Consider the following 14,032-nt stretch of genomic DNA (forward strand, 5'->3'; position numbering starts at 1 on the left):
AATCCGGCACGGCCGATCTCATGCAGAGCCGATGAGCTCAGAGTTCCGACTTGATGTCGCCCATGCGGTTCCAGGCGTCGAGACCGGCGATCTTGTAGGCTTCCGCGAGAGTCGGATAGTTGAACGTATTCTCGACGAAATACTCGACCGTGCCCTTGAGGTTGAGCACAGCCTGGCCGATATGCACCAGCTCGGTGGCGCCTTCGCCGACGATGTGCACGCCGAGTAGCCGGCGCGTCTTCAGCGAGAAGATCAGCTTCAGAAGCCCGGTATCGAGGCCCATGATGTGCCCGCGAGAGGTTTCGCGGAAACGGGCAATTCCGCATTCGTAGGGAATGCCGCGCTCCTTCATCTCCTCTTCGGTCAAGCCGCAGGTGGAGATTTCCGGCACTGCATAGATACCGTACGGGAAGTATTTCGGCGGTTCTTTCGCGACCGCGCCGATAGCGACGCGTGCGGCGATGCGGCCCTGTTCCATTGACGTCGAGGCAAGGCTCGGAAAGCCGACGACGTCGCCGGCCGCGTAGATGTTGGGAACGGAGGTCTGGAATGTCTCGGGGTTCACCTTCAGGCGTCCGCGGCTGTCGGCCTCGAGCCCGGCGGCGGGAAGATTGAGCGTGTCGGTCGCGCCCATGCGACCGGCTGCGAACAGAACCATGTCCGTCACCAGTCGGCGACCATTGTCGAGAAGCAGCTCCACCTTGCCGTTATCCAGGCGTTCGACCTTATCCGCCTTGGTGCCGAGCAGGATCTTCATGTTGCGGTCGCGTAGCTGGTAGGTGAAGTCCTCGACGATTTCCTTATCGATGAAGTCGAGCATCGTCGGCTTCGGATCGATCACGGTCACGGCGGTGTCGAGCGCGCTGAAGATCGTTGCGTACTCGATGCCGATGACGCCGGCTCCGATGACGACCATGGAGCGCGGAAGCTCCTCGAGTTCCAGAAGCTCGTCGCTATCGAGGACCGTCTTGCCGTCGAACGGCATGTAATCGGGCCGGAACGGCTTCGTGCCGACGGCGAGCAGAATGCTTGCCGCGGTGACCTTGATGACCTCGCCATCTTCCTTGACGACCTCCAGCGTCGAAGGATCGACGAAGCTTGCCTTGCCGCGGATGTGCTGAACGCGGTTACGAGCGAACTGGTGTTCCAGGACTTCGACTTCGTGGTCGAGGGTAATCAGCAGGCGGCGGCGCAGGTCGTCGGCGCTGATCTCGTCCTTGACGCGGTATGCCCGGCCGTAGAAGCCGCGCTCGCGCCAGCCGGAAAGATTGAGCGCCGTTTCGCGCAACGTCTTTGAAGGGATCGTGCCGGTATGAACAGATACGCCGCCGACGCGTTTACCTTGTTCGACGACCAGCACTTTCTTACCGAGCTTGGCGGCTTGAATTGCGCCGCGACGGCCCGCCGGGCCGCTGCCGACAACGACAAGATCATACTGGAACATGGACTGGCCCCGATTGGAAAGCTGGAATCATTTTGCGACGCAAAATGTCGCGCGATCACCGGTAGCTGGTCAACGTTGCAGATTGATTTACACGCCGATATCAGGATTCAGCGAAGCCAAATAGGGGCTCCATCTTCTCGAAGGTGCGATCCATGGCAAAGGCGCGAGAAATCGGCAGGCTGATATGCCCGTAGAAGATCGACATCTGTCCCTCTGCCGTCTGCTCGTTGGTCTTTGCGATTGCCGCCAGATAAAGCGCTGCGGCAAGCCCGGTGCGATCCGCGCCTGACCGGCAGTGGATGAGGATCGGCTTCGGCGCGTTGCGCATGATCTCGATGAGAGCCTGAGCCTTCTCCGGCGTGAGTTCCTTCGCAGCCGATATTCCAAAGTCGATGTGGGTTATGTTCAACGCCTTTGCCTGTGCGACTTCGGCCGCGTACCATGCCTTGTCGTCGGAAACGCCGCGCAAGTTCAGGATGGTCTTGATGCCGTACTCCTGTTCGAAGTTCGCAATGGATTTCGCCGACGGCTGCGATGACCGATAGACCTCGCCAGGAATAACGGCGTGGAAATTGTCGGTTGCGGCCAGATAGGAATAGTAGCTTCCTGCTGCGAGCACGAAGGCCGTCACGGGCAGAAGTAGAATCTTGCGATAAGAACGGAGTTTCGGAAACGTGAACTTCGCCATTTGTGACCCGAACAGGTTGGTTGCAATGCATTTGCTTTGCCACCGCAACCTGACGGGCACCTGAAAGGCTGGCGAGCCTAGATCAAGCGTAGTCCCTTGAGGCTCGCATGTCCGTCCTTGCCGATGATGATGTGGTCGTGAACGGTGATGCCGAGAGGTTTCGCCGTATCGATGATCATCTTCGTCATGTCGATATCCGCCCGAGAGGGCGTGGGGTCGCCGGAGGGATGATTGTGGACGAGGATGAGGGCTGTCGCTGACAGCTCCAGAGCCCGCTTGACAACCTCGCGGGGATAGACAGGCGTGTGGTCGATCGTACCCAAGCCCTGGACCTCGTCGGCAATCAGCGCATTTCGCTTGTCCAGGAAAAGAATACGGAATTGCTCGCGCGTTTCGTGCGCCATTGCCGCGTGGCAATACTGGATCACCGAGGACCAGGACGAGAGAACCTGCTTGCCGCGAAGCTCGCTCTTCAATGTCCGGTGGGCGACGGTCGAAATCAGCTTGATGTCGAGGGCAACGGCCTCGCCGATGCCCTTGACCTCCTGGAGCAGGGCGGTCGGTGCGCCGAAGACGGCGGCAAGCGAGCCGAAGCGGTCAAGCAGAGCCTTGGCGATCGGTTTCGTATCCCTGCGCGGGATCAGCCGGAATAGCAGCAGTTCGAGCAGTTCGTAGTCCGCAAGCGCCGCATCGCCGTGATCGCGGAACCGATTGCGCAGGCGCTCGCGGTGACCATGATAGTGCTCATCGCTGGGCTGCCGCATCTGAAGCGCGGCAGGCTTGGTGGGCTGCTCGGCGAAGAAGGCTCTCTCGTCAATGTCTTCTGCGGTCCCGAAGGACAGCTGGTCATTGTCGGAGCGCGGTTCTTTCGCCATCAATGCTCACCGAACGAGGGGAGGCAGGCCCGGCCGGTCGAGGCCGGCAGGCGACAGCGTGAATATCTCGCAGCCCTGGCTCGTCACGCCGACGGTATGCTCATACTGCGCCGACAGGGAGCGATCCCTGGTTACGGCCGTCCAGCCGTCGGCGAGCACCTTGACATGCGGGCGGCCGAGATTGATCATCGGCTCGATGGTGAAGATCATGCCTTCCCGAAGTTCCGGTCCTTCGCTGGCGCGGCCGTAGTGAAGAATGTTCGGAGAATCGTGAAACAACGATCCGACGCCGTGGCCGCAGAAATCGCGAACGACCGAACAGCGCTCGCCTTCCGCATAAGTCTGGATGGCCTCGCCGATCGCGCCCGTGCGGGCGCCGGGACGGACTGCCGCAATACCGCGAAGCAGCGACTCGTAGGTCACTTCGAGTAGACGCTCGGCCGCACGCTTGATCGTGCCAACGGGGTACATGCGGCTGGAATCTCCGTGCCAACCGTCGACGACGTAGGTCACGTCGATGTTAACGATATCGCCCTCACGCAGCGGCTTGGCGTCGGGGATGCCGTGGCAAACAACGTGGTTGATCGAGGTGCAGGTGGACTTTGTATAGCCGCGATAATTGAGCGTTGCCGGAATGGCGCCGTTGTCCATGCCGAATTCAAACACGAAACGGTCGATGGCATCGGTCGGAAGGCCGGGCGTTACGATCGAAGCCAACTCGTCGAGGCATCGTGCTGTGAGCTGGCATGCCTTGCGCATGCCCTCGAATGCTTCGGAGTCGTACAGCCGGATCGCACCCGTATTCTTGGACGGTGCGGTTGCTGCTTCGATGTAATTTACCATTGCAAGGCCTTAGTGGAGATTGTCCGTTCGTACATAGAGCAGCTATGCCGGGTTCGTCCATCGCGATCAATGGGGAAGTCGCGATTTGCCGTCCAATCCGCTCTGTCGATCGCCTTAGAAAGCGGGTCGGCGCGGGTCATCCCAGCGCCGAAGGATCTCAGGATCGGGAAGAGAAGAGCGACGCCAGCGTCGAAGACGGCTTGCTCGGCATGCTCGTCACGACAACCAGCTGGCGAATGTCGCCGCGCTTGAAGGCCGCCAGGAAGCGCCTGTAGTCCTTGAAGGAAACGCAGCCGTTGGAGTCGCCGCGTGCGCCGAGCATATAGGTATGTGCGAGAAGGCCGACGCGGTTGAAGATGTTGCCTGCGCCGCCGACAGGGGTGAGGCGGATCGCCTCTACGCCGTGGAACAGGCTTTCGCGCATCGTCAGCGTGTAGGTGTGTGGCGGGGTAGGCCCGCGCATCTTCTCGTGCACGTAACGCGGATTGTCACGCATCTTGCCGAGGCCGGAATGGGCTTCGAGACGTTCGCCATTCGGCAGGTAGACCATGCTGGCCGAGATGTCGTAGACCGCAACGCCGGTGCGCGCGATCGGGGTGGTCTGCCGCTTCGGAACCGTCGGAATCTCGCCTTCGTCGTCGCCGACATCGGGACGTGCATAGGCAAGCACCGGCTCAGCTGGCTTTTGCGCCCGGTCATTGGCCTGTGGACGCTTGGCGAGTGCGTCAGGACGAGCCATCGGCAGGGGCACCGAACTCTCGCGGTCGGTCAGCACGAGGTCGAAGGATTGAGCGGGATCCGCATCCTTCGTATCGGTGTCGGTAGCAGCGCTGGCGACCTCGACGGCCTGCTCGTTGCCCTTGCGGTCATCGGCCGGCTGCGCAGCCACCTTTTTCTCGTTGGCGGCAGCGGCGAGCGCAAGCAGGTTGGTGCCGGTGATCGCCGCGACTTCTTCCTTTGACGGGATGACGATGCGATCCGGCGAATTCTTGTCGGCAGCCACGGGCGCCGGCTGCAGGGCGAGCACGTCATCCTTGGCCTTGTCGGCAGGGACGGCGGCGGCAACAACGGTTGCCGTCTTGTCGGGGGCCGCTTCGGCGATCGTTATCGGCGCCGACCTGCCGACGAGGGCGCTGGCAAGCCGTGCATGAGCGGCGGCCCTGCCGTCCGTGGTGATCTGCGCCAGCTTGTCGGCATCCGATGCCGCAAGGCGCGAAAACTTCGTGACGTGGATGAGGCGCTGGTGTGCCCGCTCGGGCGCTGCGGTCTTCGCCGTGAGCGCGATCCGCATGGCTGGTTTGGCTTCCGGGGCGATAGCATGCATCGTCGCGATCGTCGTGACGACCCACGCCGAGGCGGCAAACCCTGCACCAATGAGACTTGCACCGGAAATGAAACGGAATGAGCGACTAAAACGAGAAATGGTCGTACCTACAGGCCTGGTATTGGCAAACACATCGACCGCAAACGCCATGAGACTCGTCTTTCACAACTCGTTACTAGGCCGGCGGTACTGACAGATGGATACTTCTTCGCCGGGGCCGGTATAGAAGCTTCGAGGCCAAATTACGGCTCGCTAATATATTCGGCTGTCTCAAAGGATGACGAATTATGGTAACCAAACTCTTTACGTGATCGCGTCGCCTGCCGAAATTTCTCCGCTTGCTGCCGATCGATTGGCTGCCTCGGAGACTGTGTTTTCGCGGTAACTCCGCCTTTGTCCTAGCGTGCCGCGTTGCCTCGATTCTGCTATGAAGGAGGTCGTCGGGCAGCTCTGTTATGGGAGGAAAAACCGATGTCTTCGACACATGCGGAAGTTTCGCCTACCTTGCTTGTTGATGCGATGTTTGCATTCCGAAAGACCGCCGCGATCAAGGCGGCAATCGAGTTCGATCTTTTTACGAAGTTGGGCGCAGAGGGGCGAACGGCGCGTTCTCTGGCTCCGGAACTGGGGTGCGCCGAGCGTGGCACCCGGATACTCTGCGACTTTCTCGTCGTGTCCGGGTTCCTGACGAAAAGTGGCGAGAACTACATACCGACGCCGTCAAGCCAGGCATTTCTCGACCGGCGTTCACCCGCCTACATGGGCGCCGCGATCGACTTTCTGGCCGCGCCGCAGATGTTGTCGCTGTTTCTCGACGACCCCGCGTCCTATGTCCGCAACGGCGGCTCCGTCGGTCTTGCCAATGTCGCGCCTGATAATCCGGTGTGGGTGAAGTTTGCCCGCGCGATGGGCTCGTTCACCGGTGCCAGCGCCAAAGCCTTGGCTGGCGAGGTCGAGACGTGGTCAAGGAAACCGGGAAAGGTGCTTGATATTGCCGCCGGGCCGGGGGCTTTCGGCATCGAGATCGCCAAGGTGGCGCCATCGGCCAGCGTGGTAGCGATCGACTGGAAGCCTGTCCTTGCCGTGACAGAGGAGAACGCGAAGAAGGCAGGCGTGGCGGAGCGCTTCACATTCAAGCCCGGCAGTGCCTTCGAAGTCGACTGGGGTTCTGGCTATGACCTGATCCTGCTACCGAACTTTCTGCATCATTTCGATACGGAAGGCTGCATCGCACTTCTGAAGAAGGCGCGAGCGAGCCTTGGATCGGGTGGCCGCGTGGCGATCGTCGAGTTCGTTCCGAATGATGATCGCGTGTCGCCTGAGTTCCCGGCAGCCTTTGCCATGGTCATGCTGGCAACGACGCCGAAGGGCGATGCCTATACCGAACGGGAGCTAGCCGGCATGGCAAAAACCGCCGGATTCGGTAACGTCGCCATGAAGCCGCTGCCGCCATCACCGGCGAGCCTTTTGTTCCTGGAGTGACCGCTGAGAGCCGTTTCGGCTCTCAGGCTCGCTCCAGCACATAACTTCCCGGCGCTTCTTCGAGGGCGTTGAGCGCTGCACCGCCCGGTTTCCGGGCGGGCACGCGCGCATCGTTGTTCGCCTCGATCCAGGCCTGCCAGTGCGGCCACCATGAGCCGGCGTTTTCCGTGGCCTCGGTCAGCCATGTGTCGTAATCGCCCTTGGCTGCACCGCCGACCCAATACTGGTACTTCTTCTTGTCGGGCGGATTGACCACGCCTGCGATGTGACCGGAGCCGGCAAGCACGAAATCGACCTTGCCGCCAAAGAACTGGCTACCAAGGAATACCGACTTTGCGGGCGCGATGTGGTCTTCGCGCGTCGCGAGGTTGTAGATCGGGATTTTGACGTCCTTCAGCGATAGCTTCTGTCCGTCCAAAACCATCTCGTTCGTTGTGAGCGCGTTCCGCAGATAGCAATTGCGTAGATAGAAGGCATGGTTCGCCGCCGCCATCCGCGTGGAATCCGCGTTCCAGAACAGCAGGTCGAAGGGCATCGGTTCCTGGCCCTTCAGATAGTTGTTGACGAAATAGGGCCAGATCAGCTCCGAGGCGCGCAGCATGTTGAAGGCGGTCGCCATCTTCGAGCCGTCGAGATAGCCGACCTCGTCCATATGCGCCTCGAGGCGGCCAAGCTGCTCTTCGTCCACGAAGACCTTGAGATCGCCGGCGTGGGTGAAGTCGACCTGCGTGGTGAAGAGCGTCGCCGTCTTGATCCGCTTGTTCTTCTCCTTCGCATGCAGTGCCAGCGTCGCTGAAAGCAGCGTGCCGCCGACGCAGTAGCCGATTGCGTTCGCTTCCTTCTCTCCCGTCGCCTTCTCGATCGTGTCGAGCGCGAAGTCGATACCCTCACGCGCGTAGGAGGCCCAATCCTTCCCGGCATGGCGCGCATCCGGATTGACCCAGGAGATGACGAACACGGTTTGCCCTTGGTCGACGCACCATTTGATGAACGATTTTTGCGGGTTGAGGTCGAGGATGTAGAACTTGTTGATCCACGGCGGGCAGATGAGGAGAGGGCGTTTCAAGACCGTTTCCGTCGTCGGCTCGTACTGGATGATCTGGCAGATCTCGTTCTGCGCGATCACCTTGCCCGATGTCAGCGCCATGTCGCGGCCGACGGCGAATTTGCTCATGTCGGTCTGACGAAGCTTCAGGTCGCCATGACCCGCGGCAATATCCTCGGCCAGCATCTTCATGCCGCGTACCAGGTTCTCGCCGCTGGTCGCGATCGTCTCCCGGTAGAGCTGAGGATTGGTTGCGACGAAATTGGTTGGCGAGAGGGCGGCCGTTATCTGCTTCACATAGAAGCCGGCCTTGTGCTTCGTGTGATCATCGAGACCATCGGTCTCGGCAACGATCTTTTCGGCCCAATCGGCAGTGATCAGGTACACCTGCTTCAGAAATTCGAAGAAGGGGTTCTTCTGCCAGTCCTCGTCCGCAAAGCGCTTGTCCTTGCGGTCCGGCTCGTCCGCCGGCGTCTCACCCTGCATGCGCTGCATCGAACGCATCCAGATCCCGAAATAGCTGCTCATCAGCTGCGTCTGCGCCTCGAAGGTGCGGCGAGGGTCCGACATCCAGTATTCGGTGACCTTTGAAAGCGTCTTGACCATATCGGTCATCGGTTCGGCCGCGTTCTCTGCGATCGCGCCGCGTTCGCGTGGGGCAAGCCAGGCTGTCGCGGCCTTGCCGAGGTTCTCGATCGCGCGGGCGAAGTTGACCGCCATCGCCTCGGGATCTTTCATCAGGTACGGATCCAGGTCTTTCGCATCAAAGCCCGGGCTTTTCGTCTTGTCGCCGTTTTCCTGCTTGCTGTCGGTCACTCGTTTCCTCCGGCGGCAGCATGTTCCTGCAAATCGAGTTGTACATCTGGAAAGATCGATAAAACAAGTTCCGCTGACGCGCGCTCGTGCTATTGCTTTGTCGCTGCGACGAATCTAACAGTCGAGACAGCTCAGGATCTGGAACATCTGGCATGACGAACAAAGGCATTCGCATTTTCGCAAACGTTATCCGCACCGCGCTTATCGGCGCCACTGCGGCCGTGACGCTTGCGGCCTGCATGCGAACGCCCGAGGAAAAGGCCGAGATCGCCGCGAGACGAGCGGCGCCGACCGCCGTTGTCATGGGGCCCACCAAGGGTGGCGTGCCGGCAGAAGGCGGTCTTGCGCATTATCCGGATGGATATCCGTCTTTTGGTGCGCCGCTGACGGCCGCCAACGTCCAGATGAACGATGAGCAGGCCGCCGACCTTCAGCGCAAGCTCTCGGCGCTTGGCGCACAGCGCAAGGCCGGGACAATTTCCGAGGCGGAGTATCAGCGCCGCGTGGAAGAATATCGCAAGCTCGCGGCTGAGCACGGCCCGGAAACGCTCTCCGAAATCACGAAATAGGCCTTGCCTTCGCAGCGTTTTGGAAGCAAAGCCTTCCATCGGTAGCGAAAAATGAATTTTTCCTGATAATGCGCGGTCTGCGCGGTTTTCTGTCAAAGAAATGCCGCGCAACGCAAGTCTGATGAATACGGCGCTGGCGATTCTGAAGTTCGTATCGCGAGCAGCCGGTAATTAGGACGAACTTCGAGCGCGGCCGTGGTGGCCGTATTTCCGTGGGGAAAGAAATGGAAGAGTTTCACAAAGTCCGGCGTTTGCCGCCTTACGTTTTCGAACAGGTCAACCGTTTGAAAGCAAGCGCGCGAGCGGGCGGGGCCGATATCATCGATCTCGGCATGGGAAACCCTGACCTTCCTACCCCCAAGGCGATCGTCGACAAGCTCTGCGAAGTCGTTCAGGACCCACGCACGCACCGTTATTCGTCCTCCAAGGGCATTCCCGGCCTGCGCCGTGCCCAGGCTGCCTACTATGCCCGCCGCTTCGGCGTGAAGCTGAACCCGGACACCCAGGTCGTTGCAACCCTCGGTTCGAAGGAAGGCTTCGCCAACATGGCGCAGGCGATTACCGCGCCTGGCGACGTCATTCTCTGCCCGAATCCGACCTATCCGATCCATGCCTTTGGCTTCCTGATGGCAGGCGGCGTCATCCGTTCGATCCCGGTCGAGCCGGATGAAAACTTCTTCGCCCCGCTGGAGCGCGCTGTGCGCCACTCCATCCCGAAGCCGCTGGCGCTGATCCTGAACTATCCGTCGAACCCCACGGCTTTTGTGGCGACGCTTGACTTCTATAAGGACGTCATCGCCTTCGCGAAGAAGCACGACATCATCGTGCTGTCCGACCTTGCCTATTCCGAAATCTACTTCGACGGCGAGCCGCCGCCCTCCGTTCTGCAGGTTCCGGGCGCTATCGACGTGACGGTCGAATTCACGTCGATGTCGAAGACCTTCTCGATGCCCGGCTGGCGCATGGGCTTTGCGGTTGGCAATGAACGCCTGATCGCAGCGTTGACGCGCGTGAAGTCGTACCTCGACTACGGCGCCTTCACGCCGATCCAGGTGGCGGCCACCCATGCGCTGAACGGCGACGGCTCCGACATTGCGGAAGTCCGCAACGTCTACAAGCGCCGCCGCGACGTCATGGTCGAGAGCTTCGGCAAGGCCGGCTTCGAAGTGCCACCGCCTGCGGCGACGATGTTTGCTTGGGCCAAGATCCCCGAGAAGTTCCGCCATCTCGGCTCTCTGGAATTCTCCAAGCTGCTCGTCGAAAAGGCCGATGTGGCCGTGGCGCCTGGCGTCGGCTTCGGCGAAATGGGCGATGACTACGTCCGTCTGGCTCTCGTTGAGAACGAGCACCGCATCCGCCAGGCCGCGCGCAGCATCAAGAAATTCCTGTCGACGGCCGACGAGACGATGCACAACGTCATCTCGTTGAACGCTCACCGTTGATTTAATCTTCCACGGCGGTCGTGTTGAGCGACCGCCATTCATGACACATTTCAGGATCGATCCATGGCAGATGCCCTCAAAATCGGCATTGCGGGCTTGGGTACCGTTGGTGCTTCGCTCGTCCGTATCATTCAGCAGCGCAGCAACGAGCTTGCCGCTACGTGCGGCCGTCCGATCGTCATTACGGGCGTTTCGGCCCGCGACAAGACGAAGGATCGCGGCATCGAAGTCGGCGGCATCGAGTGGTTCGATCGGCCGGAAGATCTGGCCGCAAAGGGCGACATCGACGTTTTCGTTGAGTTGATGGGCGGTGCTGAAGGCTCGGCTAACGTCTCGGTTCGCACTGCGCTCGAGCGGGGTCTCCATGTGGTGACCGCGAACAAGGCGCTGCTTGCCTATCACGGCGTTGAACTGGCGACCATCGCCGAGGAAAAGGGCGCGCTCCTGAATTTCGAGGCGGCGGTCGCGGGTGGCATCCCCGTCATCAAGGCGCTGCGCGAGTCGCTGACCGGCAATACGATTTCGCGCGTCTACGGGATCATGAACGGCACCTGCAACTACATCTTGACTAAGATGGAGAAGGAGGGCCTGTCGTTTGCGGATTGCCTGAAGGAAGCCCAGCGGCTTGGCTACGCCGAAGCTGATCCGGCTTTCGACATCGAAGGCAACGACACCGCTCACAAGCTGTCCATTCTGACGACGCTGGCGTTCGGAAACCAGATCGCGGCCGACGATATCTATCTCGAAGGCATCACCAACATCTCGATCGAGGACATCCACGCCGCCGCCGATCTTGGTTATCGAATCAAGCTCCTCGGCGTGGCGCAGCGGACGGACACCGGCATTGAGCAGCGCGTTCATCCGACGATGGTGCCTGTCGATTCCGTCATCGCTCAGGTCGATGGCGTCACCAACGCCGTGGCGATCGAGTCCGACGTTCTCGGTGAACTGCTGATGGTCGGCCCCGGTGCCGGTGGCAATGCGACGGCCTCTTCAGTACTCGGAGACATTGCCGATATCGCCAAGAGCCGCCCCGGTGCCCAGCAGGTTCCCGTTCTTGGTCATCCGGCCAAGTTGCTTGAGCCTTATCGCAAGGCGCAGATCCAGAGCCATGAAGGCGGCTATTTCATCCGCCTGACCGTGCTCGACCGCACCGGCGTCTTCGCAAGCGTCGCGACCCATATGGCGGAGAACCAGATTTCACTGGAATCCATCGTTCAGCGATCGAAGCAGCATCTGGCGCCGTCGCATCACCAGACCATCATCATGGTCACGCATGCGACGACCGAGGACTCGGTGCGCAAGGCCGTCAACGCCATAAAGGAAGAAGGCTTCCACGTCGGCGAGCCGCAGGTCATCCGCATCGAGCGTCCGAAGGAAAGCTGATCAAGAGCCGCAGCTTCTTCCTCTGGGGAGAAGCTGCGCGCAACCGTTGTCATCCTGCAGGAAGCCGCATAGATGTGAGTTTCACTCCGGTCACGGGGTGGTGACAGATGGCACTGCAGAGAGGAAACAGGTGGATATAGCCGCCGATCCGGTACAGCGCGCCTTCCTTGGCGTGGAGAAGTCGGTTCTCAGCAATCGCTGGGTATCGCGCCTCGATCAAGCCGGCCAGAACCGAGCGCTTGCGATGTCGCAGACGCATGGGCTGCCGGATCTGATTGCGCGTGTTCTTGCCGGCCGCGGCGTCGGCGTCGATGAGGCGATCGGGTTTCTGGATCCCACGCTGCGTTCACTGATGCCGGATCCCTACACGCTGACGGACTGTGAGAAGGCCGCCTTGCGCCTCGTTGAGGCTATTCGCGGCCGCCAGCAGGTGGCGATCTTCGGCGACTACGATGTCGACGGCGCATCCTCATCGGCGCTGCTTTATCGCTTCCTCACGCATTTTGGCGTGAAGGCCGAGATCTACATTCCCGACCGGATTTTCGAAGGCTACGGCCCGAATGCCGCGGCGATCGATCAGCTGATCGACAACGGCGCACGGCTGATCGTGACGGTCGATTGCGGTTCGACGAGCCACGACGCGCTTGCCGCCGCGGAAAGGCGCAACATCGACGTTGTCGTGATTGATCACCACCAGGTGACGCATGACCTGCCGCCTTGCCATGCATTGGTCAATCCGAACCGGGAAGACGATCTCTCCGGGCAGGGACATCTCTGCGCCGCCGGTGTCGTCTTCCTCGTGCTCGTGGCGACGCTGCGCCTGCTGCGAGAGGCCGGAGATGCCCGGGTCCGCACCATGGATCTGCTGCAGTGGCTCGATATCGTAGCCCTAGCCACCGTCTGCGACGTCGTGCCCCTCAAGGGACTGAACCGAGCCTACGTGGTAAAAGGCCTGATTGCCGCACGCCATCAGGGCAATGCGGGCCTCTCCGCCCTGTTCAAGAAGGCCGGGCTTGCCGGCCCGGTAACGCCCTATCATTTCGGCTTCCTGATCGGGCCGCGGATCAATGCCGGCGGACGGATCGGCGACGCGGCACTCGGCAGCCGGTTGCTGACGCTCGAGGATGCCGGCGAAGCCGAGGTCATCGCGCAGCGGCTCGATGAGCTGAACCGTGACCGTCAGGTCATGGAGGCGGCAATGCTTCAGGAAGCGGAAGCCGAGGCTCTTGCCGAATACGGAGATGGCGAGGGTGCGTCCGTCATTGTGACCGCTCATGAGAAATGGCACCCCGGCATCGTCGGTCTGATCGCGGCTCGGCTGAAGGAGAAGTTTAAGCGTCCCGCCTTCGCCATCGCCTTCGATCCGTCAGGCAAGGGCACCGGTTCCGGCCGTTCGATCAATGGCTTCGACATGGGCAAGATGGTGCGGGCTGCGGTGGATGAGGGCTTGCTCGTCAAGGGCGGCGGACATGCGATGGCGGCCGGCCTTACCGTGGAGCGCGAAAAGCTCGGGCGGCTGCGCAGCTACTTTTCGGAGCGCGCCGAAAAGACGGTTGCGACCCTTGTCGCAAACGAAACGCTGAAGGTCGATGGCGCAATCGCCGCAAGCGGCGCCAACATCGAGCTCATCGACCGGCTGGAAACTGCCGGCCCCTATGGTTCCGGCCATTCGCAACCGATCTTCGCCGTTCCTGCCCACCGGCTGCGCGACTCCCGCGTCGTCGGCGAGAAGCATGTGAAGATCACCTTGGAGGCAATGGACGGCGCCCGCCTTGATGGCATTGCCTTCCGGGCAGCCGATACCCAGCTCGGCAACCTGCTGCTGAATTCGCGCGGCGCCAACCTGCACGTCGCCGGGTCATTGGGCGCGGAGCACTATCAGGGCTCAAGGCGGATACAGCTGCGCGTCCTCGACGGCGCTCCGGCGCGATAGCGAAGAGGTTTCGCAGCGGGCAGGGCGATGTTTACCGGGCAGAAATCGGGGGCTGTTTGCCATCCGCAAACGCTGTCGTTCAGGCTCCGCCCTTTGTATCGGCTGCCACTCGGTTTTCATTTATCTGGCAGACCCCTGGCGAGAGTGCATTCTCAGAGAGAGTTGAGAAGCTCGGTGGACCACAG

The 14,032-nt window shown here is 61.0% G+C and carries 11 protein-coding genes; 5 read left to right on the forward strand and 6 right to left on the reverse strand.

The features are described 5' to 3' along the window. Nucleotides 1–37: 37 nt before the first annotated feature. The 5 genes from sthA to FZ934_RS05675 form a co-directional block, all read right to left on the reverse strand. On the reverse strand, nt 38–1,444 hold the full coding sequence (sthA, locus tag FZ934_RS05655) for a Si-specific NAD(P)(+) transhydrogenase (protein WP_153270264.1): 1,407 nt from the start codon (nt 1,442–1,444) through the stop codon (nt 38–40). A 100-nt stretch (nt 1,445–1,544) separates the two neighbouring features. Next, nucleotides 1,545–2,132, reverse strand: coding sequence for a tyrosine-protein phosphatase (locus tag FZ934_RS05660; RefSeq protein ID WP_153270265.1), 588 nt, complete (start codon nt 2,130–2,132; stop codon nt 1,545–1,547). Nucleotides 2,133–2,209: 77 nt separating this feature from the next. After that, nucleotides 2,210–3,007, reverse strand: coding sequence for a RadC family protein (gene radC / locus FZ934_RS05665; RefSeq protein WP_153270266.1), 798 nt, complete (start codon nt 3,005–3,007; stop codon nt 2,210–2,212). Nucleotides 3,008–3,013: 6 nt separating this feature from the next. After that, the gene (map, locus tag FZ934_RS05670) at nt 3,014–3,850 is read right to left on the reverse strand and encodes a type I methionyl aminopeptidase (protein WP_113361575.1); all 837 of its coding nucleotides are present in this window, start codon (nt 3,848–3,850) and stop codon (nt 3,014–3,016) included. Between the two features lie 157 nt (nt 3,851–4,007). After that, nucleotides 4,008–5,324, reverse strand: coding sequence for a DUF2778 domain-containing protein (locus tag FZ934_RS05675; protein WP_153270267.1), 1,317 nt, complete (start codon nt 5,322–5,324; stop codon nt 4,008–4,010). A gap of 321 nt (nt 5,325–5,645) precedes the next feature. Here FZ934_RS05675 and FZ934_RS05680 point away from each other — a divergent pair, with 321 nt between their 5' ends. Then, on the forward strand, nt 5,646–6,656 hold the full coding sequence (locus FZ934_RS05680) for a methyltransferase (protein ID WP_153270268.1): 1,011 nt from the start codon (nt 5,646–5,648) through the stop codon (nt 6,654–6,656). 22 nt (nt 6,657–6,678) lie between these two features. Here the strand turns inward: FZ934_RS05680 and phaC are convergent, their stop codons facing one another. After that, a complete protein-coding gene (gene phaC / locus FZ934_RS05685; RefSeq protein WP_153270269.1) occupies nt 6,679–8,517 on the reverse strand; it encodes a class I poly(R)-hydroxyalkanoic acid synthase in 1,839 nt (612 codons plus the stop codon). 152 nt (nt 8,518–8,669) lie between these two features. Here phaC and FZ934_RS05690 point away from each other — a divergent pair, with 152 nt between their 5' ends. From FZ934_RS05690 to recJ, 4 genes are all read left to right on the forward strand, one after another. Further along, the gene (locus FZ934_RS05690; protein WP_153270270.1) at nt 8,670–9,086 is read left to right on the forward strand and encodes a hypothetical protein; all 417 of its coding nucleotides are present in this window, start codon (nt 8,670–8,672) and stop codon (nt 9,084–9,086) included. A gap of 224 nt (nt 9,087–9,310) precedes the next feature. After that, nucleotides 9,311–10,528 carry an LL-diaminopimelate aminotransferase gene (locus FZ934_RS05695; RefSeq protein ID WP_113361565.1) on the forward strand — a complete coding sequence of 406 codons (1,218 nt, stop codon included), beginning with the start codon at nt 9,311–9,313 and terminating at the stop codon, nt 10,526–10,528. Nucleotides 10,529–10,591: 63 nt separating this feature from the next. After that, a complete protein-coding gene (locus tag FZ934_RS05700; RefSeq protein WP_153270271.1) occupies nt 10,592–11,914 on the forward strand; it encodes a homoserine dehydrogenase in 1,323 nt (440 codons plus the stop codon). Between the two features lie 130 nt (nt 11,915–12,044). Beyond that, complete coding sequence (recJ, locus tag FZ934_RS05705; RefSeq protein WP_153270272.1) at nt 12,045–13,847, forward strand: single-stranded-DNA-specific exonuclease RecJ; 1,803 nt, start codon at nt 12,045–12,047, stop codon at nt 13,845–13,847. Nucleotides 13,848–14,032: the final 185 nt, after the last annotated feature.

The sequence above is a fragment of the Rhizobium grahamii genome (assembly GCF_009498215.1).
GTDB classification, from domain to species: domain Bacteria; phylum Pseudomonadota; class Alphaproteobacteria; order Rhizobiales; family Rhizobiaceae; genus Rhizobium; species Rhizobium grahamii_A.